13 protein-coding genes are annotated in these 24,729 nt (G+C 69.6%); 11 read left to right on the top strand and 2 right to left on the bottom strand.

Annotated features, from left to right (window positions below):
• A complete protein-coding gene (locus ACGFZA_RS29050) occupies window positions 1–285 on the bottom strand; it encodes an acyl carrier protein (RefSeq protein WP_385276662.1) in 285 nt (94 codons plus the stop codon).
• A 42-nt stretch (window positions 286–327) separates the two neighbouring features.
• Window positions 328–1,842 carry an NAD(P)/FAD-dependent oxidoreductase gene (locus ACGFZA_RS29045; RefSeq protein ID WP_393682964.1) on the bottom strand — a complete coding sequence of 505 codons (1,515 nt, stop codon included), beginning with the start codon at window positions 1,840–1,842 and terminating at the stop codon, window positions 328–330.
• A gap of 1,035 nt (window positions 1,843–2,877) precedes the next feature.
• Between ACGFZA_RS29045 and fabG the strand changes: the two genes are divergently transcribed.
• The 11 genes from fabG to ACGFZA_RS28990 all read left to right on the top strand — a co-directional run bounded on the left by fabG (window position 2,878) and on the right by ACGFZA_RS28990 (window position 24,687).
• Window positions 2,878–3,624, top strand: coding sequence for a 3-oxoacyl-ACP reductase FabG (gene fabG / locus ACGFZA_RS29040; RefSeq protein WP_385276668.1), 747 nt, complete (start codon window positions 2,878–2,880; stop codon window positions 3,622–3,624).
• Between the two features lie 27 nt (window positions 3,625–3,651).
• A complete protein-coding gene (locus tag ACGFZA_RS29035; protein WP_385276671.1) occupies window positions 3,652–3,897 on the top strand; it encodes a phosphopantetheine-binding protein in 246 nt (81 codons plus the stop codon).
• Complete coding sequence (locus ACGFZA_RS29030) at window positions 3,894–5,111, top strand: beta-ketoacyl-[acyl-carrier-protein] synthase family protein (protein ID WP_385276674.1); 1,218 nt, start codon at window positions 3,894–3,896, stop codon at window positions 5,109–5,111. The genes ACGFZA_RS29035 and ACGFZA_RS29030 overlap by 4 nt, the downstream gene beginning before the upstream one ends.
• Window positions 5,108–5,896 (top strand): SDR family oxidoreductase, encoded by a 789-nt coding sequence (locus ACGFZA_RS29025; RefSeq protein ID WP_385276677.1) that lies wholly within the window; start codon window positions 5,108–5,110, stop codon window positions 5,894–5,896. Before ACGFZA_RS29030 ends, ACGFZA_RS29025 begins: the two co-directional genes overlap by 4 nt.
• Window positions 5,893–6,822: an AfsA-related hotdog domain-containing protein gene (locus tag ACGFZA_RS29020; protein ID WP_393682961.1), complete on the top strand. Its 930-nt coding sequence runs from the start codon at window positions 5,893–5,895 to the stop codon at window positions 6,820–6,822. The genes ACGFZA_RS29025 and ACGFZA_RS29020 overlap by 4 nt, the downstream gene beginning before the upstream one ends.
• Window positions 6,819–7,637 (top strand): enoyl-CoA hydratase/isomerase family protein, encoded by an 819-nt coding sequence (locus tag ACGFZA_RS29015; RefSeq protein WP_393682959.1) that lies wholly within the window; start codon window positions 6,819–6,821, stop codon window positions 7,635–7,637. Before ACGFZA_RS29020 ends, ACGFZA_RS29015 begins: the two co-directional genes overlap by 4 nt.
• Before the next feature lie 262 nt (window positions 7,638–7,899).
• A complete protein-coding gene (locus ACGFZA_RS29010) occupies window positions 7,900–8,811 on the top strand; it encodes an alpha/beta fold hydrolase (protein ID WP_385276685.1) in 912 nt (303 codons plus the stop codon).
• The gene (locus ACGFZA_RS29005) at window positions 8,801–10,096 is read left to right on the top strand and encodes a protoporphyrinogen/coproporphyrinogen oxidase (protein ID WP_385276688.1); all 1,296 of its coding nucleotides are present in this window, start codon (window positions 8,801–8,803) and stop codon (window positions 10,094–10,096) included. The genes ACGFZA_RS29010 and ACGFZA_RS29005 overlap by 11 nt, the downstream gene beginning before the upstream one ends.
• A gap of 346 nt (window positions 10,097–10,442) precedes the next feature.
• Window positions 10,443–16,286, top strand: a complete 5,844-nt coding sequence (locus ACGFZA_RS29000; RefSeq protein WP_393682956.1) for an SDR family NAD(P)-dependent oxidoreductase — start codon at window positions 10,443–10,445, stop codon at window positions 16,284–16,286.
• A gap of 5 nt (window positions 16,287–16,291) precedes the next feature.
• Window positions 16,292–23,107 carry a beta-ketoacyl synthase N-terminal-like domain-containing protein gene (locus tag ACGFZA_RS28995; RefSeq protein ID WP_393682954.1) on the top strand — a complete coding sequence of 2,272 codons (6,816 nt, stop codon included), beginning with the start codon at window positions 16,292–16,294 and terminating at the stop codon, window positions 23,105–23,107.
• Window positions 23,104–24,687: a PfaD family polyunsaturated fatty acid/polyketide biosynthesis protein gene (locus ACGFZA_RS28990; RefSeq protein ID WP_393682952.1), complete on the top strand. Its 1,584-nt coding sequence runs from the start codon at window positions 23,104–23,106 to the stop codon at window positions 24,685–24,687. Before ACGFZA_RS28995 ends, ACGFZA_RS28990 begins: the two co-directional genes overlap by 4 nt.
• Window positions 24,688–24,729: the final 42 nt, after the last annotated feature.

Raw genomic sequence — 24,729 nt, 5'->3', positions numbered from 1 at the left:
TCAGCCGGCCTCCGTCACGGAGGTCCTCGCCTCGGCCGGGGCAGGGTCCGCGGCTCCGTCGAAGAACTTCTCCCGCACCGTGCGCAGGGTCTGGAAGTCCTCGGTCTTGAGCTGCCGACGGTCGATGACCCGTCCGCTGGCCCTCTCGATGACGACGACGAACTCGATCAGCGAGAGGGAGTTGATCAGCCGGGTGTCGAACAGATCGAGATCGAGGTCGATGTCCTCGATATCCGGGTTCTGTTCGTAGATCCATGTCATCACCTCGGGTGGCAGCGCAGACATGCCTGTTCTCCTCACTGTGTACGGGACGGCTCGCGGGCGGAGTCAGGCGTCGAGGCCCTGGTGGACGGCTTCCGCGCCCTCGCCGGAGGGCGCGTTCGCCGGGCGGGTCCGTTTGACGCCGAGGTCGGGGTGCGTGACCAGATAGAGCCCCGAGGCGTCGTCGTGCAGATCGCCGGGTTCGATGCGGAGCGCGCTGAGATTGGCGGGCTGCCCCGCGGGAGCGTTCGCATCGGCACGCTGCCGCGCCTGGTCCGCCTCCTCGAGCAGCTCCGGCATCACGCTCGTTCCCCGCGAGTCGGCGGCGTCCCTGAGGTCGGTGAGCCCGGCGGAGATCTCGGCGAAGGCTCCGTTGGGGCTGACGTACCGCTCCTTCTCCCGCACCAGTCGCTGCGCGAGCCAGAAGTAGCTGTCGGTGCCCTTGTACTGCTCGTAGACCCCGGATACCAGCACGATGAGGCGGGCGTAGGAATTGCGGAACAAGGACTCGTAGAACCCTTGCGCTTCACGCTCGGTGATCTGCCCGTTGTCGGTGCTGATCACGGACGCGGCGGCAAGCACCGCGCTGTACATCGCCAGATGCACGCCGGTGGAGAGCAGCGGATCGAGGAAACACGCCGCGTCCCCGACCAGGAAGTATCCGGGGCCACAGAAGCTGTCGGCCACGTAGGAGTAGTCCTGCTCGACCCGGGTCGGCCCGGAGAATTCGGCATCGGCCAGTTGGCCGCTCACCGTTTCGGATTCCTTGACGAGAGCAAGGAGCATCTCGTCGTCCGAGGCGAATTCCTTACGCCGCTCGATGAAGCGTGATTTGTGTGTGACGAACCCGATGCTGAACTTTCCGTCCCGCAGGGGAATGACCCAGAACCAACCATCCGGCGTGGATACCACGTTGAGGCCGCCCGGAGGGGTGCCCTCCAGCAGTTCGCCGCCGTCCCAGTATCCCCAGATCGCGACGTTCCGGAAGATCTCATGGGCCCGGCGATTGCGGAAGTGCTGCGAAGCGAGCACGCCCGACCGGCCGGAGGCGTCGACGAGGAAGTCGAACTCGGTCACCCGCTGGGCGCTGCCGCCCTTCGTGTCCACCCATTCCGCGGCGACGGGGCGGTCCGCGTCGAAGACGATCCTCTTCACGTGGGCACCCTCGACGACCTCGACCCCCTGCTCCTGCGCGTGCCGCAGCAGGATCTCGTCGAATTCGGCCCGCTCCACCTGCCAGCCGCGCACGTCCGGACCGAAGAGCTCGGCCCAGTCGATGGTCCAGTCCTCGGCCCCCCATTTCAGCAGGGCACCGCGCCGACTGGTGAAACCGGCTGCATCCACTTTCTCCAGGACGCCGGCGATATCCATCATGACGCGACAGGACGAGGTGAGAGATTCGCCGACGTGATATCGGGGAAACGTCTCCCGCTCCAGCAATGTGACATCAATGCCGGCGCGGGCCAGCAGCATCGCCGTCAGTGAGCCCCCCGGCCCGCCGCCGATTACCAGAACTTTCGACATCCATAATCCCTTCATCTTGCATGCCTGTCGGGAAGTGCCGCAACTGAACACAACCACGCTGTAGTTAAGGGGCCCCCACTGCGACTCTAAAGGGACGCTTAATCCCAAATGCCGTTGAGTGGAACGCTGTTGTTCCGGGTCCCGGGCGTGCGTGCTGCGGGTGGCGTTATTCAATCGAAGGTGCGCGGTGAAACGCGCTGAGGCTGTCCCCTGCGGGCCAGCCCTTGGCCGGTGCGCACCGCCCGAGCCGTTTCGCCCCCCCCCGGCAGCGCCGGGGCCGCGTCGGCCGGCGTGACGCCGGCGTGTCGATGCGGTTCAGCATGTGGCGGAAATGTGTCTGTTCCCCAGAGTTCTGGAGCCGGAGGTGCGGCCTTGGTGCCGCACGTGACTCGGCTGGTGTCCACGGCGGCGGGGAACCTGGCCCCTCGTCCGGCCGGACCACTTCGGAGGGGCCGTTTCGGCCGCTCGCCGGCCGGGGTGCGGATGTACGTGCCGGGCGAGTCCGCCCTTGGCGCCGGGGGCGCGATCCGCGCCGTCGCCGAGGGCCGCGACTGCCGTCGCACCCCTTTCACCTGGACGAAGTCCGGCGGTCGGATCGTCGAAGATCAATGGAAAGAGACTTAAGCCCCGCTAAAACCGGCCGGACACATCGCCCATTAACCAGACGCAACGGTGTCGAATCGCTCAGTTGACGTGGAGATGCACATTCCCTCCTGTCGTGAAACCGCGTTCACCCCGTAGTCGGATGCCATGTCCCGCCCATGACCGCATGGAGCAAACCAGGGCGAACCAATCGCCGTGCGCGTGTGAAGTCTTGGTTGTTGGAACGGGGTCGACCATTTGAAACCGTCGGTGCGGGAAGTTCTCCATGGCGAGGGGTTGTAGTCCAAAAGTTGGTGTGTCACGATTCGGTCTCGTGAGGGGCGGGGGATTGCTTTGAGTGGAGTCTCCTTCTTCTGCGGGTGTGACTGAAATAAAATCAGCGTAAGTACATGCACCATGCAACGGAATCACGGAAAGGGAGTCATGCCCTCCGATTCGAGCGGACGGCCTCCTGTGATCGCGCCGAATTCTGGCGAACGGGGATGTGCGTTGATAACCGGGGGCTCCCGTGGAATCGGGGCCTCCATCGCGAAGGCGCTGGCCGGGGACGGTCATCGCGTCGCCGTCAATTACCGCAAGGACGCCGAAGGCGCGGAGCGTGTCGTCGCGGAAATCGTCGAGCGCGGCGGTGCGGCCGCGTCGTTCCAGGCGGACGTGTCGGACGAGGAGGCGGTCGACCGGCTGTTCGGCTCCGTGGAGCAGGAGCTGGGCCCCGTGTCGGTGCTGGTCGGCAACGCGGGACGGCGTATTGACGGGGTGCTCCTGGGGGTGGACACAGCCGACTGGCGAGAGGTGCTGGACACCAATCTGTCGGCGGCCTTCTACACCACCCGGCGAGCGCTGGGGCCCATGGCGCGTGCCCAGTTCGGGCGCATCATCATCCTGGGATCGCTGCTCGGCGACCGTACCCTGCCCGGTATGGCGAGCTACTCCGCGTCCAAGGCCGGACTGGAGGGATTCGCCCGGTCGGTGGCGCTGGAGGTGGCCCACCGGGGCATCACGGTGAACGTCATCGCGCCGGGTCTCGTGGACACCGAATTCGTCGATGACCTCGACCTCACCGAGGAATGGATACGCAACACCATTCCGGTGCGGCGGGCGGCGAGACCGGACGAGATCTCCTCGTGCGCGCGTTTCCTGGCCTCGGCCGAAGCCGGCTACATCACCGGATCGACCATCGCCGTGGACGGCGGCCTATCGTGTTCCGCTTTCTCTCTCCCGCGTCGAAACCGCTGACGCAACCTACTTCCTGGAGGATATGACGTGGCGACCAAGGAGCAGATTCTTGAGTTCGTGATCGACTCTCTGGCACGTTTTGACCTTGAGGCTTCGAGTATTACACCCGAGGCGACCCTCGAATCCCTCGACATCGACTCCCTCGACCTGGCCGAACTCGGTCAGGCGGTAAGGAAGGAGTTCTCCGTCGATATCAAGCCCAAGGATTTCCGTGATGTGACCACGATCGATGACGCGCTCTCGGTCGTCTATCTCAAGGCCGGCTTGGAGTGAGCCGGGACATCGTAGTCACGGGGATCGGCGCTGTTACCGCGCTCGGCGACGGAGTTGCCGCACTGTACGAACGGTCGCTCAGAGGTGAGAGCGGGCTGCGTGACGGTGAGGGCAGGTGCTCGGCCTTCGAGCCGACGAAGGTGCTCACCCGGAAGGAAGTCCATCGGACGGATCGTTTCTCCCAGTTCGCGATCGTGGCCTGCGACGAGGCGGTCAAGCAGGCCGGATGGGACAGGGGTCTGCCGTACCGGTCCGAACGGGTCATGTCGATCATCGGCTCCGGGGTCGGGGGTATCGAGACAGCCGAGCAGCAGATGGCACTCATGCGGGAGCAGGGCCCGGACTATGTGTCAGGGCTGACCGTTCCCATGCTGATGGCCAACGCCCCGGCCGCTCAGATCGCCATTCGACACGGCCTGCACGGCGAGGCGTACTGCGTGACGTCGGCCTGTGCGAGCGGTGCCCAGGCCATCGGCGCGGGGATGCGGGCGATCAGGAGCGGCGAGGCCGACGCGGCCATCGTCGGCGGCGCCGAAGCCTCGCTGTCGGGTTTCACCCGCGCGGCATTCCTGAACGCGGGCGCGATGTCGCCGACCGGAGAGTCGGTTCCCTTCGCGAAGGACCGGGACGGATTCCTGATGGGGGAAGGGGCCGGCATCCTGGTCCTGGAGTCCGCCGAAGGCGCCGCGGCACGGGGCGCGCGGCCGCTCGGCAAGGTCATCGGGTACGGCGCCACCTGTGATGCGCACCATCTGACCGCACCGGCGCAGGACGGGCAGGCCGCGGTCGGCGCCATCCGCGTCGCGCTGGAGGACGCCGGTCTCGAGCCGGGCGACATCGACTACGTGAACGCGCACGGCACCGGGACGCCGATGAACGACCGCCTGGAGATCGCCGCGTTGCGGACCGTTTTCGGCGACGCGCTCGCCTCGATCCCCATCTCCTCGACGAAGTCGTGCGTCGGCCACCTCATGGGCGCGGCAGGGGCCGTGGAGGCGATCGTGACGTTGCGGGCGGTGGCGGCCGGCGTCGCCCCGCCGACGGTGGGCCTGTGCAACCCGGACGACGAACTCGAACCCCTTGCCCACGTACATCACGCGACCCCACTGCGGGCCGGAGGGGACGGCGGTCACACGGCCATCTCCACCTCGTTCGGCTTCGGCGGTCACAACAGCGTTCTCATTCTGAGCGGTCCGGAGCGGCCGGAACGATGACCCTGCGACTGCAAGGCCGCACCTACCTCGTCACGGGCGTGCTGACGGTGGACTCCATCGCCTGGCACGTCGCCGCCGGGCTGCAGGACCTCGGCGCGGAGGTCATCCTCACGACCCATGGCCGCTCACGCCGGCTCACGGAGCGTGCGGCTGCCCAACTGCACGACCCCGTGGAGATTCTGGAGCTGAACGCCTCCGACGAGGGCGACTTCACGCGGCTGCGCGCCACGCTCACCGAGCGCTGGGGGCGGCTCGACGGGGCCGTGCACGCCATCGCGGCCGCCCCCTCCGACGCCCTGAACGGGAACTTCCTGACCACACCGGCGGCGAGTGCCGAAGCGGCCTTCCGGGTGAGCGCTTACTCTTTCCACGCGCTCACCACGGCCCTGCTCCCGCTCCTGGAGAGGAGCCCGCACGGCGGAAGCGTCGTGGGGATCACCTTCGACGCCACGGTCGCCTACGCGCGCTACGACTGGATGGGTGTCGCCAAGGGGGCGTTGGAGGCCGTCAACCGCTACCTCGCGCTCTACCTGGGGCGTTCCGGGTGCCGGTCCAACCTCGTCGCCGCGGGACCGGTGGAGACGGTGGCAGGGACGGGCCTCGACTGCCTGCCCGACCTGCTCACCAAATGGCACAGGGAGGCCCCCCTGGCCTGGCCGGGGACATCCGCCGAGCTCATCGTGGGTCCGGTCCTCTTCCTCCTGTCCGACCTGGCCAGGGGGGTCACGGGGGAGATTCTGCACGCGGACGGCGGGGTTCACGCTGTCGGATTGGAGATGGCGTGACAGTCGTTCAGGGCTCCGACCGCACCGTGCCGTGGGGTCTCGTCCACAAGGCGTCCGTCGAGAACGTGTTCATCACCGGCGTCGAGGCCACCGGCGCCGACGTCTACGCGGCAACGGCCCGGCTGCCGCTGCTCAACCGTCTGTTGAACGACTCACCGGACTCGCCCTTCGACCTCCTCGCGCTCACCGAGATCATCCGCCAGGCCGGTGAGGTGATGATGCACCTCCACTTCGGGGTCGGCCCGGACACCCGGTTCATCATCCGGTCCGTCGATCTCGCCCGGGAGCCGTCCGCCCCGCCGTGGCACGGCAGTCCCGAGCTCCGGGTCGACCTCCGCCTGGCGAACGTCCGCAAGCGCAGCGACGGCAGTCCGCGCAGCATCGCAGGCACCGCTGACTTCTGGCACCGGGACCGGCGGGTGGCCACGTTCGCGGGCACCACCCAGTTCCTGGACGCGGACGCATACGACTCGATGCGTGAGGGTGCGCGGCCGAACTCCGCCCACCCCTCCCTGACCGGCTCGCGGCTCGCACCCGAGAGGGTGGGCCGTACCCACCCGCAGGACGTACTCGTCGATCACCTGTCCGTCACTGGGGAGGACGCCACCGCCGAGCTGGCCCTGGCCGTCGACCACCCTTTCTTCTTCGACCACGAGGTCGACCACTACCCGGGGACCGCGCTCCTGGAAGCGTGCCGCCAGGCCTCGGTCGCCCTGACCGCACGGGTCCTCGGCAGCCCGCCCCGACTCGTGCGGGCGCTGGCGTGGAAGACCCGGTTCACAGGGTTCGGTGAGTTCTCCGCGCCGGTCCACTGCTCCGCCCGCGTCCTAGCGCGCGACGGATCCACCGTCGTGTGCATGGCCCGCCTGACGCAGTCGGACGAGGTCATCGTCGAAACCGAGGTCACATGCGGAGGGCCCGAATGAGTGAGAGCCCTCCCCGGAGCGATGTGCTCGACGTCGAGATGAGGGACAACCTCGCCCTGGTCACGCTCAACCGGCCGGAGCAGGGAAACGCTCTCTGCGAAGAGCTGATGTTCGCGTTGAAGGACGCGACCGGCTGGCTCGTGTGTCAGCCGCAGCTGCGCGGTGTCGTCATCACCGGAGCGGGCGGAAGCTTCTGCGTCGGCGCCGACCTGAGGGAACACCAGGCGATTCTGGACAGTGGGCAGCGCCTGACGCCTGAGGAGTACTGGCAGCGGTGGCAGCTGCCCCTGACGTCCATCGTCCGCAGTCTGCAGGAGCTGCGCTGTCCGGTGATCGGGGCGGTCAACGGCCAGGCCGCGGGCGCAGGGTTCGCGCTGGCGCTCGCCTGCGACATCCGGATCGCGGCCCGACGGGCTGCCTTCAACTTCGCGTACGGAGGTATCGGCGCCTCCACGGACGCAGGGATGTCCTGGTTCCTGCCGCGGATCGTGGGTCACGCCCGAGCGGTCGAACTTCTGATGGAACAACCCGTTTTGAGAGCACCGGCCGCCCGGGACGCGGGTCTGGTCAACCGTGTGGTGGAGGAGGGCGCGTTCCTGGCGGCGGTCTGGGAGTACGCGGAGGAACTCGCCGCCAAGGCGCCGCACGCGGTGCGCAACGCCAAGCGTCTGGTCCGCTCGGGCTGGCAGATGCCTTTGGAGGAGTTCCTGGCCGCCGAGGCGGACGTCTTCGTCGCCGGGCTCTACACCGACGACATCCGCCGCGGCATCGCGGCACGCCTCACCGGAGAGTGGCCCGTCTTCACCGGGAGGTGAACCGCATTGATGCCGACTGCCAACGTGCGCCTCGGCCGGTTCTCCGGCCGGCGGAGCCAGGATGCCCACCCGCGGTCCGTCCAGGTGGTGGCGCGCCACCTCGGCCTGCCCGCCGGCCGGGTGGGGTGGGTACGGTGCGCCCGAAGGCCGGCGAGGCCGACGGGCCTGTCCCGCACCGTGTGGACTCCCGCGGACGTCGGACTCCTCGACGGGTACCACTCCGCCGTCGCCCGACGGAGCGCATGTGCGGAGGTGGTCCCCCATGAAGTCCCTTGACGAGGCGCTCCCGTTGCTGGGCATCGTGCGCACGGACGGGGCCGCGATACCCCTGCGCGGCCTGGTCCAGAGTGCCCCGCACGCTCCCGTCCTGCTCATCGCGCCCGCGATGGGCACACCCGCGCGGTTCTACCGGAAGTTCGTCAAGAACCTCTACCGGGCCGGCCTCACCGCGCTCACCATGGAGTTCCGCGGCCAGGGGGAGTGCGAGCCGAAGTTCGTCCGCGGCGTCCGCTACGGCTACCGCGAACTGGTCGAGGTGGACCTGCCCGCGGTGGTCCGCACCGCGCAGGGCCTCTTTCCGGACGCTCCTCTGTTCCTCACGGGGCACAGCCTGGGCGGCCAACTGAGCCTGCTGCACGGCGCATCGGGGCGGAGTCCCGGGCTCAAGGGGGTGGCGATCGTCGCCTCGGGCTCGGGCTGGTACCGGAGTTTCGGCGGAACGGCCGCGCTCAGGATCCTCGTGCGGGGCCAGCTCGCGCTGGTGATCTCCCTGTGCCTGGGGCACTGGCCGGGGGAGCGCCTGCGGTTCGGCGGACTCCAGCCGACCGGCCTCATCCGGGAGTGGACACGGCAGCAGCGCACGGGGCGCTACTCCGTCGACCGCTCCGCCGCCGACTACGAGGCGCTCCTCGCGGAGCTGCGGCTGCCGGTCTTCGCGGCGAGTGTGGAGGCGGACCCGCTGGCACCCCCCGGATCCGTGGACCACCTCCTGGACAAGGTGCGGAACGCGCCGGTCGTCCGGTGGCAGTTCACCGAGGCGGAGGCGCAAGGAGCGCCGCTGGACCACTTCAGATGGGTGCGGTGCAGTATGCCGCTCGCCCAGCGGCTGGCGGCCTGGACGGCGTCGGTCAACGGCTCGGAAGGGAAGGACGAGGGTGAACAGCGTGCCTACTGACGAACCGGTAGCAGTGGTCGGCGGCGGCTGGTCCGGCATCGCGACTGCGTGGTACCTCAAGAACGCCGGGGTCGACGTCGTGCTCTTGGACCAGGGGGAGAGCCTGGGCGGACGGTCCGCGAGTCAGTCCCTGGGACCCCGCACGGTGACGGCGGGCGGCAAGAACATCGGGCAGCAATACCACCACTTCCGCCAGTTCGTGGCCGGTCTCGGCGGCTTCGACTTCGAGTACTTCGGGGTCAACACATCGCGGATCGAGGACGGCAGGATCCAGACCTTCGACAAGAAGGACCGCCTCTGGAACAGCTACGCCTTCCTGCGCAAGGCCGGTGCGCGCGACGTGGTGCGCCTGTGCCGCATGATCCTGCGGACCCGCAGGGACAGTGCGAACCGGTTCATCGGCGGCCCCTACTTCCGGGGACTCGCGGACGCGGCAGGTGACCCCGATCTGTCGGAGTACTTCGGGGAGTACCTCCGGAGCGTGCTGGTCCGCCCGATGGTTCTGCGCATGAACGGCGCCGAGCCGGAGGAGTCGTTCCTGGGCACCTTCGGCTCCAACCTCGGGATGTTCCTGGACAGCTTCGAGCAGCTGACCGGCGGGTTCGAGCCCCTCTTCAAGACCTTCGGCGCTCAGGTGCCGGTCCGGCTGGGCACCACCGTGCGCGGACTGGTGGGGGAGGGGTCACGGATAGCGGGCCTGCGGTACCGGACCTCGGACGGTACCGAGGGAGAGTTGCGGACCTCGGCCGTGGTCCTGGCGATTCCGGCCGGCGCAGCGGCATCGCTCCTGGAAGACCAGGCGCCGGAACTCGCCGCGGAACTGCGGGGGATCAGATACAACCCGGTGGCGGTCGTCCTGGCGGAGTACGACGGCCCGGTCTTCGACGAGCGCGTGCGTGCTCTGGTGCTTCCCAAGGGAGGCCCGCTGGTCAACGCGGGCTCGTACGGAGTCGATGACCGGCACATCGTGCGCTACACCTTCAGCGGTGTGGAGGCCCGTGCGCTGCTCGCCGAGGGCGTCTCGAGTGATCGGCTGCTCGCCGTGGGCGAAACGGAGTTGGGACGCTACATCCCGGTGCGGCGACAGGTCGTCGACTCCGCCGCCCGGGTCTGGAGTGACGGACTCTGCTCCTACAGTCGCCGGCACGAGGCACGCCTCGCGCGGATCGGACAGCTGCTGCGGGGGTGCCCGGGCCTGCACCTGACCGGCGACTACTGGACCGGCAGCTCGATCGAGGCATGCTTCCGCACCGCGCGCCAGACCGTGACCGAGGGGTGGTCATGACCGGAACACTGCCCGCTGTGACCGGACCGTCTTCCTTGGATTCGCGGTTACCGACCGGGTTACCGACCGGGCGGGAATTTACGAGATTTCTCTTGCGGAGAAGGGTGCATTCCAGACCCATGGAGTCTTGTGCATCTGGCCGTACGGCCATGTGCAAGCTCTGTATGCCCTCTTTGGATTACTTAGGGTAACTGGATGCAGGGCCGCGCTGCGGCGGCATCCTATTGACCCTGAGTAATATTCAAAGAATGGTCTTGCTGACTGGCCTCGGGCTGTGTCAAGCTCGCACTGCAAACGGCGGGGGCCGCAATCGCGTGGCCGTTGCCGCCGTTTCGGAGTGACTAGTTTGGAGCGCCTTCATGGCGCCGCGAAACGGAATCTATGTAGGGAAAACATGCGCTCCCAATCAAGTGAACTGCGGCTCGCGGACACTCCGATCGCCATCGTCGGAATCGGATCCGTCTTCCCGAATTCCAGCGACATGGGTGACTTCTGGCAAAGGGTGGTCGAGGCAGAGGACTGCATACGGGACGTTCCCGATTCGCAATGGTCGACCGATCGGTACTTCGATCCGGATCCCATGGCGCGGGACAAAACCTATTCGCGGCGCGGGGGTTTTCTGCCCGACGTGCAGTTCGACGCGATGGGCCTCGGCATTCCCCCCACGCTCCTGCCGTCAACCGACATCGTTCAACTGCTCAGCCTCGTCGTCGCCCGGGACCTGCTGCGTGACGCGGGGACCGAGGGCTCGTCCTGGTACGAGCCTTCGCGGACGGGCGTGGTCCTGGGCATCAGCGGTTCCCTGTCGGCGACCATCCCGCTCAGCTCCCGGATGCAGGCACCGATCGTGGCCGACGCGGCGCGCAGCATCGGCCTGTCCGAGCGCGATGCCGGCGAGATCGCCGAGCGTTTCACAAGGGCGTTCGTCGAATGGGACGAGGCGTCCTTTCCCGGGCTGCTCGGTAATGTGGTGGCGGGGCGCATCGCCAACCGGCTGAACCTCGGCGGAATGAACTGCACGGTCGACGCCGCCTGTGCGAGTTCCCTCGCGGCGATCGAAGTCGCGGTGCGTGAACTGGCGGCCGGGCGGCAGGACATGATGGTGACCGGCGGTTGTACCGTCGATAACACGGTCTTTGCCTATATGGCTTTCTCCAAGACTCCCGCACTTTCCCTTTCGGGAAACGTGCGGCCTTTTGATGAATCCGCCGACGGGACCCTCCTCGGTGATGGGATAGGCATGCTCGCCCTGCGCCGGCTCGAGGACGCCGAGCGCGACGGCAACAAGATCTACGCGGTGATACGAGGCCTTGGCACCGCCAACGACGGCCGGTCCGGAAGTATCTACGCCCCCCAGAAGAAGGGGCAGATCCTGGCTCTGCGCCGCGCCTACGAGGACGCCGGCGTGCCGGTATCGTCGGTCGGCCTTTTCGAGGCGCACGGAACCGGCACCAAGACGGGTGACAGCGTCGAACTCTCGGCGCTCACGGAATTCATCCGGGAAACCACCTCGGAACCCAAATTCGCCGCGATCGGAAGCGTCAAGTCGCAGATCGGCCACACCAAAGCCGCGGCGGGCGCGGCCGGCATCATCAAGACGGCGCTGGCACTGAACCAGAAGATCCTGCCCCCGACCATCAACGTCACACAGCCGCTGGGGGCGACCGCAGAGGAGGACAGCGGGATCTACGTCAACGTGCTCGCGCGACCGTGGATCTACGAGCCCGGACGCCCGATCCGACGGGCCGCCGTCTCCGCCTTCGGGTTCGGCGGGACGAACTACCACTGCGTACTGGAGGAGTACACGACCCGCGGTCAGCGGCCGTCCGTTCTGGCACCGGCTGTGCGCACGGCCCTGTGGCACGCACCGGACGCCGGGCGACTGGCGGAGAGGCTCGCAGGGCACCCCCCGGCCGCCGACGGCGCGGCCATTCCGGCCGGAGACCTCAGGATCGGCTTCGTCCACCGCAGGCAGGAGGAGTTCGAGAAGCTTCGGGCGAGTGCCGAACGCATGGTGCGCGAGCGACCGGAAGCCGAGACGTGGAGCGATCCGGCCGGAATCACAGGCAGGCGCGGGGCGCTTCCCGGGTCGGCCAAGGTCGCGGCCCTGTTCGCCGGTCAGGGGAGCCAGTACGTCAACATGGGGCGGACCGCGGCTCTGGCCGTGCCCCCGGTGCGCGAAGCCTTCGACAGCATGGCCATGTACGTGTCCGGCCGGTCGGCCGTGTCGCGCGCGGTCTTCCCGCCTCCCACCTTCGGCAAGGGCGATCAGCAGCAGAGCGAGCTTCTGCAGCAGACACAGAACGCCCAGCCGGCGATCGGGGCGCTCTCCGTCGGCCAGTACAACTGGCTGCGCGAACTCGGCTTCTCCCCGGACGGTTTCCTCGGACACAGCTTCGGCGAACTCACGGCCCTGTGGGCCGCGGGCGTTCTCACCGAGAAGAGGTTCTTCAAGCTGGCCGGTGCGCGAGGCCGGGCGATGGCTGCTCCCGCGACGGGCGACTCCGGCGCCATGGCGGCGCTCAGCGCACCCAGGAGCACCGTGGACGAACTGGTGCGGGCTCACCCCGACACCCGGATCTGCAATATCAACGCTCCCGAGCAGTTCGTCGTCGGTGGAGCCACCGGACAGATCGAGAAGCTCGTGGCCGAGGCCGGAGCCCAGGGGATCACCGCGTCGCTCCTCCCGGTGTCGGCCGCGTTCCACACCCCGTTCGTGGAGCACGCGGTGGACGCCTTCCGTGAGGCCGTCGGGTCGACCGACTTCCAGGCGCCCGACCGGCCCGTCTACGCGAACACGGCGGGAGCCTCCTACGGTGCGGACCCGGCCCGGAACAAGTCCGTCCTGGTGGAGCAGTTGCGCAACCCGGTCGACTTCTCGGGGCGGATCACCGAGATGTACGACGCGGGGTTCCGGGTCTTCGTCGAGTTCGGGCCCAAGTCCGTGCTCTCCGGGCTGGTCAAGCGCACCCTGGCGGACAAGCAGGTCGTGTGCCTCTCGGCCGACAAGGGGCCGCGCGCCGACGCCGACCGGTCCCTCAAGCTGCTCGCACTCCAGCTGCGCGTCCTGGGACAGCCCGTCGACGCCATCAGCCGCTACGACCGGAGCGTGGACACGCGGCCCGTCACAAAGGGTGCGGTCCGCCTGACCGCGAAGAACTTCGTACCGGAGCAGAAGAGTGCTGCGTATCAGCAACTGCTCGCCACACCTCATGTGTTGACCTCCGCCGCCGCAGAGGCGTCATCGGAGTCCGGACCGGCCGCCGTTCCTCCCGGCCAGGACGAACGCGTGGGGGTTTCTCTGGAATCAGACAGCGGGCCGGCCACTTACGACGATGGAGCTGAAGTGTCGATCAGTACGAGCCAATTGCTGGCGAAGCATGTGGCGCTGTCCCAGGGGTACCTCAACGGGCAGCTGCGCGTTGCCCAGGAGATGATCGCCGATATAGCCGGGCAGGTTTCCACCGCCCCTGCCGAGGACGTCCGGGAGTCGTTGCATCTGCTGCAACGCTACAACTCCCTGATTCTCGAAGGGCAGGAGCAAGGGAACCACGCCATCACCGCCCTGCTCAACGGAACCGATTTCTCGGTGCCGGTGCCGGTGCCGGTGCCGGTGCCGGTGACACCCCCCGCGGCCCCGGTGGCCTCGCCGCTCTCGGCGGTCAGCCCCGTGCGGGTGCCGCAGCAGCCGACCCCCGAAAGGCAACCGCGGCCCGAGCCGGTGGCTGCGGTCTCAGCGGTGGCGGTGGCGGAGGCGCCGGTTGTGGTGGAGACGCCCGCAGTGGTGGAGGCGCCGGTTGTGGTGGAGACGCCTGCGCCGGCTGCGGTGCCGGCTGTGGTAGCTCCGGTGGTTGATTCGGCTGCGGTGGTGCGGGCGCGTGAGGCGTTGTTGGCGGTGGTGTCGGAGAAGACCGGCTACCCGGTGGACATGCTGGATGCGTCGATGGACATCGAGGCGGACCTCGGTGTGGATTCCATCAAGCGGGTGGAGATCGTGAGTGGTCTGCAGGGGATGTTCCCGAGGATCCGTGAGATGGATACCCAGCGGATCGGTGAGCTGAGGACGCTCGACGACGTCGTGAACGTGCTGATCGCCTCGGATACCGAAGCGGACGGGGCGGAGCCCGAGTCGGTGGCTGCGGTCTCAGCGGTGGCGGTGGTGGAGGCGCCGGTTGTGGTGGAGACGCCTGCGCCGGCTGCGGTGCCGGCTGTGGTAGCTCCGGTGGTTGATTCGGCTGCGGTGGTGCGGGCGCGTGAGGCGTTGTTGGCGGTGGTGTCGGAGAAGACCGGCTATCCGGTGGACATGCTGGATGCGTCGATGGACATCGAGGCGGACCTCGGTGTGGATTCCATCAAGCGGGTGGAGATCGTGAGTGGTCTGCAGGGGATGTTCCCGAGGATCCGTGAGATGGATACCCAGCGGATCGGTGAGCTGAGGACGCTCGACGACGTCGTGAACGTGCTGATCGCCTCGGATACCGAAGCGGACGGGGCGGAGCCGGAACCCGGCGGGACGGAAGCAGTGGCCGAGGACGAACCCGGATCGGGAGTCGGCCGTCTCCAAGTCGCCTACGACACCGTGGGCGAGGTGGTGACCCAGGGAAAAGCATTCGCGCCGCGGTCAGCGGCGCTGCTGGTCGATGACGGTTCCGCGCACACCCGCGGTGTGGTCGACGAACTCCTGAGCATGGGCCTGCGGCCGCATCTCGTCGCGCTGCCGGGGGTCTCGCCGGGCGCCGGGAGCGTACCGGTCACCCGCCTCGGATCGTGGGACGAAGCGGCGCTCGCCGAAGCCGTCGAGGACGTGGTCAGGCGGGCAGGCCGGCTGGACCTGTGCGTGCAGATGGCCGGCGGGGGAGTGGCGACCGTCGCGCACGCCGTCGAACGCCTCGCCCACGTGGTCCTCCTGGCGAAGCTGACGCAGGAGCACCTTCTGGCGACCGCCGGGGACGAGCGCTCCGGCTTCGTCGTCATCACCAACCTGGACGGTGCTGCCGGCCTCGACGGCGGCTCGCTGCCGGCCGGAATGCTGGGCGGGCTGACCGGCCTGACCAAGACGTTGGCCGTCGAGTCCCCCGGACTGTTCTGCCGGTCGATCGACATCGCGCCGGGACTCGACGACGAGACGGTCCGCGCCATCGTGAACGGTGAGCTGAACGACGTGGACACCGCGCTGCGCGAGGTCGGGCGGGACGGCCGGCGGCGGACCGCCCTGACGTTCGCCCCGGCAGGGGTGCCGGCGCAGGCAAGCGGCCGGGCGGACGGCGGATCGCCCAACGCGTCGGACGTGTTCGTCATCACCGGAGGGGCCAGGGGAGTGACGGCTGAGTGCGTCGCGGCGTTCGCCGCCGAGTACCCCTGCGAGCTGGTGGTCCTGGGCCGTACCGCGCTGGAGGGGGAGCCGGAGTGGGCCACGGGCTGTGAGGGCGCCGAGTTGAAGGGGCGCATCATCGGGCGGGCCAAGCGGAGCGGCGCGAAGGTCAGCCTCCCCGAGATCGAGCGACGCTATCGGACCCTGCTCGCCCAGCGCGAGATCGCGGCCAACCTGGCCCGGTTCCGTGCCGGTGGCGCCCGGGTGACGTACCACGCGGTGGACATCCTGGACGCGGGCGCGGTCAAGGAGGCGCTGGGGCCCTACCAGGAGCGGATCAGCGGGGTGATCCACGGCGCGGGCCTGCTGGCCGACCGGCTCATCGTCAAGAAGAAGGCCGAGGAGGTCACCGCCGTGCTGGCGACCAAGCTGGTCGGACTCGACAACGTACTGACGTCGCTCTCGGCGCAGCGCCTCAAGCACATCGTGCTGTTCTCGTCGGTCGCGGGGCTGTTCGGGAACCGCGGCCAAGCCGACTACGCGGTGGCGAACGAGGCGCTGAACCGGACGGTGGCCGCACTCAGGCGCGAGGGACGCGCCGAGCGTGTCCTCTCCATCAACTGGGGCGCGTGGGACGGGGGAATGGTCACCGCGGAGCTTCGCAAGATGTTCGAGGACCGCGGTGTCGTCCTCATACCGCAACGCGTCGGAGCCGAGATGTTCGCCGAGCAGTTCTCCCCGGGGCGGAGCCGGGACACGATCGTCATGATCGGTCCGACGGTCGGGCCCGCGGGCCTCGACCCGCTGATGTCCACGTCCGTGGACGGCGGGTCCGGTACAGCGCGGCGGGCCGGTACCGCTGCCGTGGCCGGGAGCTGATCGCCATGGCGAACGGGCAGAGGTACGCGGTCGTCGGCATGGGGTGTCTGTTCCCCGAAGCCGCGACGGTGGAGGAGTTCTGGCGGAATCTGAACGACGGCCGGGACAGCCGCACCGACGGCACCGAGGAGATCTTCGAGCGGGGCCGGCCGGGCGGCCCGGCGGCCCGGCCGGGGGACAAGCACCGGATCTACAACACCCGCGGGGGCTTCGTACGCGATTTCACGTTCGACCCCACCGGTTACCGGCTGCCGGCCGACTACCTCTCCGCGCTCGACCGTATCTTCCAGTGGTCGCTCCATGCGTCCCGCGACGCTCTGAGCGACGCCGGATACGACCTCGGCGACGCGGCCGGCGGCCGTACGGGAGTCGTGCTGGGCAACGCGGGCTTCCCCTCGCTCCTGTCCACCCGGCGCGGCTCGGACCGATGGCTCGCCTCGGTCGGACGCGGCCTGACCGAGGCCGGGTTCGACCCGGGCGAGGCGCTTTCGGGCGGGGCAGGCGGTGACGGCGACCCGCTGGCCGCCGCGCACAACCTGTGGGTCGGGGGCATGCCGGCCCGGGTCGTGGCGGCGGCGCTGGGCATCGGCGGTCCGCAGCTCGCGGTCGACGGTGCCTGCGCCTCGGGGCTGTACGCACTCAAACTGGCCTGTGACCACCTGTCCGTCGGCCGGGCCGATGTGATGCTCGCGGGTGCGGTGGGCGGCCAGGAACTGGTGGGCCTGCACCTGGCGTTCTCGGATCTGCGGGCCTACCCCGAGGACGGCCGGAGCCAGCCGTTCGACGCCCGTTCCAGCGGGGCGCTGACCGGCCAGGGCGCCGGCATGCTGGTGGTGAAGCGGCTCGCGGACGCCCGACGCGACGGCGACCGGATCCACGCGGTCATCGAGGGCTCGGCCCTGACCAATGACGGCGCCGGCCGTCACACGCTCGTACCTCAGCGCACCGGCCAGGTCGACGCCTACCGGCGTGCCTACCAGGACGCCGGCGTGGACCCGTCCGCCGTGCAGTACCTGGAGTGCCATGCCACCGGGACACAGGTAGGGGACGGCGTCGAGCTGTCCGGCATCACCGAGTACTTCGGCGCCGACGGCACCATCCCGTACTTCGGCTCCGTCAAGTCCAACCTGGGGCACCTGCTGACCGGGGCGGGCATGCCCGGACTGATCAAGACGATCCTGGCGATGCGGCACGGAGTCATACCGCCCACCCCGGGGGTGACCGAACCGCTCGCGGGCGCGCAGGGCCGCCTCGTGCGGGCGTGCACCCCGTGGCCGCAGGACGGGCGACCGCGCACTGCTGCGGTGTCGTCCTTCGGATTCGGCGGCACGAACGCCCACGTGGTCCTCGCCGAGCCTCCCACCGCGGACGCCACGGCACCGGAGGGGCCGGAAGAGCCGCGCGCACTGCCGAAGCTCGACATCGTGGGCCTGGGATGCCACGTCGGCCCCTTCACCGACGTCGGCGAGCTGGAACGCGCGGTGTACGAAGGGCGCGACGGATTCGGGCCCCTGCCCGAGCGGCGCTGGCGCGGGCTCGCCCCCGACCGGCCCCTGCCCGACGGCGCGTACGTCAACTCCTTCGACTGCGACGCGGCACGCCTGCGCATCCCGCCGATCGACCTGGAAGGCTTCAACGACCAGCAGCTGCTCTTCGTGCGCGTCGCGGAGGAGGCCCTGCTGGACGCGGGCTACCGGCGGCACGGCGAGAACGGGGGCCAGCCGCCCGCCCGGCGGGTGGCGGTGATCGTAGCCGCGGACATGAACGCGGTGGGGCACTCCTACGCAGCGCGGCACGACGTGGCCGAGGTGCTGCGCCGGCGCTGCGAGGAGCTCGGGCAGACCGGCGACGCGGAAGCCGTGGCGGAGCTGATGGAGGCGGCGCAGCGGGGGATCGGCGACGGCTGGTCACCCAACGCGGTGCTGAGCTATCTGGGCATCACCGCCACCAGGGTGTCGTCGCTGTGGAACTTCACCGGGCCGGCGTTCACGGTCGCGGCCGACAGCGCGGGCGCGGCGACCACACTGGAGTCCGCCGCGCTGATGCTCCTGGACGACTCGGTCGAAGCGGTGCTGGTCGGGGCGGTCGACTTCACGGGCAACGTGGAGAACATGCTCGCGCGCTTCGGGCTCTCGGCCTACGGCGCCGAGCCCGGACTCGGGCTCGGCGGCAAGGGCGGCTGGCGGGCCGGCGAAGGCGCCGCGGCACTGCTGGTCACCCGCGCGGGCGACCGGCGGACGGCCGGGCGTCCCGTGTACGCCACGATCGACTCGCTGGCGATACGGTACGCGCCCGCCCCGACCGTGGGTCCGGCCGCCGACGGCGAGCAGGTCAGGGCCGCCGCGCTGGAAGCGCTGGCCGGCGCCGGGGCCGAGCCGGGTGACGTCGACTATGTCGAACTGCACTCGACGGGCGTCCCCGCCCAGGACGCCGCCGAGCTGGAGGGCCTGGCCCGGATCTGGGACGCGGCCGGTGACGGGGAACGGACGACGGCGCTGGGGGCGGTCTCCGCCAACGTGGGGGACACCCAGCTGGCAGCGGTCCTGGTCAGCATCGTCAAGGCCGCGCTGTGTCTGCACCACGCCTACCTCCCGGCGGTCCCGCACTGGTCGGGCCCCTCGGACCGCTTCCTCGGCCTGCTGTCGGATTCGGCGTTCTTCGTGCCCGAGCGGAGCCGCCCCTGGCTGCGTGCCGCGCACCAGGGCCCGCGCCGGGCGCTGGTGAGCGGCCTCGGGACCGGTGGCGCGCACGTCGGTGTCGTGCTCTCGGGCAGCTCGCTCCGTGGCGACGTCACGGCAGCCGAAGGCCCCGGCATCCACGGTCAGATGATCGTGGCGGTGGGCGGAGCGGACTTCGCCGAACTCATGAGCCGCGTCGCCGCGGTACGCGACGCGGCGGCAGACCGGGCCGAACTCGGGCGGGTCGCCCGGGACGTCGCCGTACGGCCCGGGCACGGCCACCGGCTGGTCCTCTGCGCCGCCGACCACGCCGTCCTGCGGCGCGAGGCCGACCGCGCGCTGGCCATGGTGCCGCAGGCACACGGGGCGGGCACGGAGTGGACCACCCCGGCCGGGAGCTACTACACACCCGCGCCGATCGGAGCCGAGGGCAAGGTCGCGCTGGTGTTTCCCGGCATGCTCAGCGCGTACCCGGGTGTCGGAGCGGAACTGTTCCGCGCCCTGCCGGGCATGCTGCCCGTCGCCGAGGCCGCGGTGGACGACGCGGGCGAGCTGATGCGCGCCGATCTGCTCCATCCGCGCCGCATCCGCCCGGCCGACCCGGACGAGGAGGCGGCGGCGACCACGGCGCTCATGCGGGACTTCTCCTCCATGGTGGACATCGGCAGCTCGTTCGCGTGGCTTCAGACCCAGGCACTGAGGCAGCTCCTGGACGTGCCCGTGCACGGCGCCTTCGGCTACAGCCTCGGCGAGTCCAGCATGCTGTACGCGCTCGGCGCCTGTTCGCCCGCGTCGCACGGGCCGGAGCAGCGCGCCCGGCTCACCGAGGTGTTCCAGGGCCGGTTGAGCGGACCCAAGTCCGCCGTCCGCGAGGCGTGGCACCTCCCGCCCGGCACGGCGGACGACGACGTCTGGTCCGGGTTCGTCCTCTTCGAGGACTCGGTGAAGGTACGCGACGCCGTCGAGCGCTACGACCGCGTCTACGTCACCCACGTCAACACCCCGAAAGAGGTGGTGATTTCGGGTGACCCTCAGCAGTGCCAGGCCGTCGTGGACGCGCTGGGCTGCCAGAGCCTGCCCAGCGGGGTGAGCCATGTACTGCACTGTCCGATCCCGGACGCGGCCGAACTGGCCGACTGTCTGCGCCGGCAGACGCGGCCGGTCGGCGCCGTGGAACTGTATTCGGCGAATGGTTACGCTCCGCTGAAGGACTTCGACGCTGCGCACATCGCCGAGAACAACGCGGCGACCCTGCGCCAGACGATCGACTTCCCCCGGCTGGTCGAGACGCTGTACGCGCGCGGCTACCGGTACTTCGTGGAGGCGGGCCCCGGCGGCACCTGCAGCAGATGGATCAAGGAGATCCTGCCGGGCCGGAGCCATGTAGCGGCATCCGTGGACCGGCGCCGTACCAGCGCGGCATCCGGGATCGGCCGTGTCCTGGCCCGGCTCGCCGCCCACGGCCTGCCGGTCGACCTCTCGCCCTACCTGCCCGCGCCGCCCACGGAAACCAAGCGGACGCTGTCCGTGCGTCAGATCACTCTAGGAGGACCTCCGGTGGCAGAGTCCGTGGCCGAAGAGAGCCGCGCAGCGATACAGCGGCTGCGGCCGGAAGGCAGGGCTCCCGAGGAGCACCCGGCCATCACCTTCCCGGGCCGTCCGCAGCGGACCGCGGCCCACGCGGTCCCGCGGTCCCGGCCGCCGGCCGGGGACGCTCCCGAGGCCCCCGTGCGGACGAAGCCGCCGGGCGTGATCCTCGACGAGCAGGACCTGCACGAGTTCGCCAACGGCGAGATCGGCAAGGCGTTCGGGGCGGCGTACGCGCCGATCGACCAGTACGAGCGCCGGGTCCGGCTGCCCGCCGAGCCCTACCACTTCGTCAGCAGGGTCACCGCCCTGGACGCCGAACTGGGCACGTTCGAACCGTCGTTCATCCGCACCGAGTACGACGTGCCCGCCGGCGCCTGGTACAGCGTCGACGGCCAGATGCCCTTCGGGGTGCTCGCCGAGGCCGGCCAGTGCGACCTCGTGCTCATCAGCTACATGGGGATCGACCTCGAGAACCAGGGCGAGCGGGTCTACCGGCTGCTCGACGGGTCGCTCACCGCGTACGGCTCCTCCGTCCGGGAGGGCCAGCGGATCCAGTGCGACATCCACATCAGCAACGTCCTGCGCACCAACGGGCCTACCCTGACGTTCTTCCACTACGACTGCTTCGTCGACGGCGAGCTCGCCTTCACCATGCGCAACGGCTGCGCGGGCTTCTTCACCGACCGTGAGCTCGCCGAGGCGGGCGGCATCATCGACGCCAAGTCCACCGGGACGAAGGCGAAGCCGTCAGGCCGTGCGGCGCGGGTCTCCGCCTTCAAACCGCTGGCCAGGACGGACCGCACGAAGCTGGACGGCGACGACATCGCCAAGCTCACCGAAGGCCGCTTCGCGGAGGTGTTCGGCCCCGGCTATCAGCAGGAACCGGGCGCCAACCACTCGCTGCGGCTGAACCCCACCCGGCTCCTCATGGTGGACGAGGTGCCTCGTATGGACCTCACCGGCGGCGCGCACGGCCTCGGCTCCTGCACGTCGATCAAGCGCCTCGACCCGGAGGAGTGGTACTTCAGCAGCCACTTCGTCGGCGACCCGGTGATGCCGGGAACGCTGGTCGCGGAGGGTGCCATGCAGGCACTCCAGGTGTACGGGCTGCACGCGGGCCTCCACCTGTGCCTGCCGGACGCCACATACCAGCCCATCAAGGGGCTGACCACCACGACCAAGGTGCGCGGCCAGATCAACCCGGCCACGAGCCGGATCCGCTACGAGATCGACATCGTCGACATCGGCCTGGTGCCCCGGCCCTTCATCATCGCCGACGTTCTGGTCCACGCGGACGAACTGCCCGTCGCGAAGATCAGCAACGTGGGCTTCCGGATCGTCGAGAAGCCCGGCACGCCGTTCCGTCCCGACCGGGAGGGACACACCCCGCGGGCGCTCGGCCGGCGCGGGGCGTCCGACGAGCCCACGCTGCTGAACGAGATGCACGTCGCTCATGTGGCCAAGGGCGACCACGCCATGCTGGGTGAGCAGTTCGAGGTCTGCCGCGAACTGCCCCGGGTGCCCAGGCTGCCCAGCGGTGAACTCTGCTTCGTGGACCGGGTGGTGCGCATCGACGGAGTCAGCGGTGCCATCAAGCCCGGCGACGTGATCGAGTCCGAGTACGACGTCCCGGCGGACAGCTGGTACTTCACCGAGAACAACCAGCGGTACATGCCGCACTTCGCTTACATGGAAGCCGGAGTCCAGCCCGGGGTGCTCGGACCGTACTTCCTCGGGACCACTCTGAGGTTCCCGGAGACCGAGTACTACCTGCGCAATCTCGGCGGGCACGCCACCGCGCTGCGCCAGGTCGATCTGCGCGGGAAGACGGTCCGTCAGCGGGTCAACATCCTGTCCAACGACGCCGTGGGCGGCGCGATCCTGCACCGCGCCGACTGGGAACTCTCCGTGGACGGGGAGGTCTTCTACACCGGGGAGCAGCTCTCCGGTTACTTCACCGGCGACCTGCGGGCAGGCAGTGTCGGCCTGGACCGCGGCCAGGCCGTCCCGCTCTGGCTGGACCAGGCACAGCTGCCGGCCGGCGCGGCCATCGAAACCGACCTGGACGAGCTCCGGGCACGGACCGGCTCGCTGCGCCTGGGCACCGGACGCCTGGACATGCTCGACGGCTTCACGTACGTCCCCGGGGGTGGCGTGCACGGCGCCGGTTATCTGCGAGGCCACCGCGATCTGAGTCCGGACGACTGGTACTTCCCGCTGCACTTCCACCAGGACCCCGTGATGCCGGGCTCGCTCGGCGCGGAGACGGTGTACGCGGGCCTGCGGGCCTACGCCATGTCCACCGACGTGGCCCGGGGGCGGCCCGACGCGCATTTCGACCACGCGCCCGGTGTCAAGGTGCAGTGGACCTACCGGGGCGAGTTCGCGACCACACACCGCCGGCTGGACTTCGAGGCGCACATCAAGGAGCTGCGGCAGGAGGACGGTCAGGTTCTCCTGATCGCGGACGCCAGCGTCTGGCGCGGCGAACTGCGCGTCTACGAATTCAAGGACATCGCCATCGCGGTGGTCACGGGGGGTGGTCAGAAGTGAGCCGGATACCGAACTGGCAGGGGGAGCGCGTCCCGAGGTTCGATGTCGACGGAGTGCGGGGCGAGCTGCGGCGGCTCCAGGACACCTGCCACATCGTCGCCGACGGCGACGCGGTCGGCGCGGTGTCCGGCGGAGGGGAGGCGGACGAAGGAGGCTTCGAACTCCTGGCATCCGTACCGCCGTTCCCGTCGGCCGTGCTCGGCTCGGCAGCGTTCCGCGAGGCGCACGGCGTGCGGCTGGCCTATATGACCGGTGCGATGGCGAACGGGATCGCCTCCGAGGAACTCGTCATCGCGATGGCGGAAGCGGGCCTGCTCGCATCGTTCGGAGCGGCAGGTCTTGCGCCGGACAGGATCGCCTCCGCGCTCAACGTCTTCGAGTCGAAGATCCCCGGTCTGCCCTTCGCCTGCAACCTGATCCACAGCCCGGCCGAGGCCGGTCTGGAGCGGGCCACGGTCGACCTCTACCTCGACCGGGAGGTCCGTCTGGTCGAGGCCTCCGCCTTCCTGGGCCTGACCGCGGAAGTGGTGCGTTACCGGGTGGCGGGCCTAGAACGCGACCAGGACGGCCGGGTCGTGGCGCGCAACCGCGTCATCGCGAAGGTCTCCCGGCCCGAGGTCGCCGCGCTGTTCCTGCGGCCCGCGCCTCGGGAGATCCTCGACACGCTCGTGGCCGAGGGCCGGATCAGCTCCCTCCAGGCGGAGTTGGCAGCCCGGGTGCCGCTCGCCGACGACATCACGGTCGAGGCGGACTCGGGCGGACACACCGACCGGCGCCCCGCGGCCGTGGTGACCGCCGCCGTGCTGCGACTGCGGGACCGGATCACCAGGGAGCTCGGCTACGTGTCGGTGCCCCGTGTCGGAGCGGCCGGCGGGCTGGGCAGCCCCGAGGGGCTGGCCGCCGCCTTCGCGATGGGCGCGGACTACGTGGTGACCGGTTCGGTCAACCAGAGCTGCGTGGAAGCCGGAACGTCACCGGAGGCCAAGGAACTGCTGGCCCGTGCCGGTGTCGCCGACTACGCGATGGCGCCCGCCGCCGACATGTTCGAGATCGGGGCCGAGGTCCAGGTCCTCAGAAGGGGGACCATGTACCCCATGCGGGCCTCCCGGCTGCGCGAGCTGTACCGGACGTACGACGGCCTCGGCGCCCTGCCGGACGCCGAGCTGCGCCGCTTGGAGAAGGACATGTTCCGCATGCCCGTGGACGAGGTGTGGCGGGAGTGCGCCGACTACCTCCGTACGCGCGAGCCCGCGCAGATCGACCGCGCGGCCAAGGACCCCAAGGTCAAGATGGCGCTGGTGTTCCGCTGGTACCTGGGCCTGTCGGCCCGGTGGGCGGTCCACGGGGACGCCGACCGCGTCCGCGACTACCAGGTGTGGTGCGGCCCGGCCATGGGCGCCTTCAACGACTGGGCGAAGGACAGCCGTCTCTTCCCGGTGGAGAACCGGACGGTGGCCGACGTGGCCGAGCAGCTCATGCGGGGTGCCGCCTATGTGTCCCGGCTGCGTCAGATCGGCGCCACGGGCGCCGTGCTGGCGAGCTCGCTGAACGACTACCGGCCGGCCCCGCTGCCGAGCTGACGACCCGAGACCGACCCGAAGCAGATCCGAAGCGAAGCGATG

It is taken from the genome of Streptomyces sp. NPDC048211, from assembly GCF_043202315.1.
GTDB lineage: Bacteria > Actinomycetota > Actinomycetes > Streptomycetales > Streptomycetaceae > Streptomyces.
This window is presented reverse-complemented; position numbering and strand designations above follow the sequence as displayed.

Bases quoted from the DNA above. Each gene is read 5' to 3' on its own strand.
- ACGFZA_RS29010 (WP_385276685.1), top strand. From the start codon at position 7,900: ATGAAGTCCCTTGACGAGGCGCTCCCGTTGCTGGGCATCGTGCGCACG.
- ACGFZA_RS29025 (WP_385276677.1), top strand. From the start codon at position 5,108: ATGACCCTGCGACTGCAAGGCCGCACCTACCTCGTCACGGGCGTGCTG.
- ACGFZA_RS29050 (WP_385276662.1), bottom strand. From the start codon at position 285: ATGTCTGCGCTGCCACCCGAGGTGATGACATGGATCTACGAACAGAAC.
- ACGFZA_RS28995 (WP_393682954.1), top strand. From the start codon at position 16,292: ATGGCGAACGGGCAGAGGTACGCGGTCGTCGGCATGGGGTGTCTGTTC.
- ACGFZA_RS29015 (WP_393682959.1), top strand. From the start codon at position 6,819: ATGAGTGAGAGCCCTCCCCGGAGCGATGTGCTCGACGTCGAGATGAGG.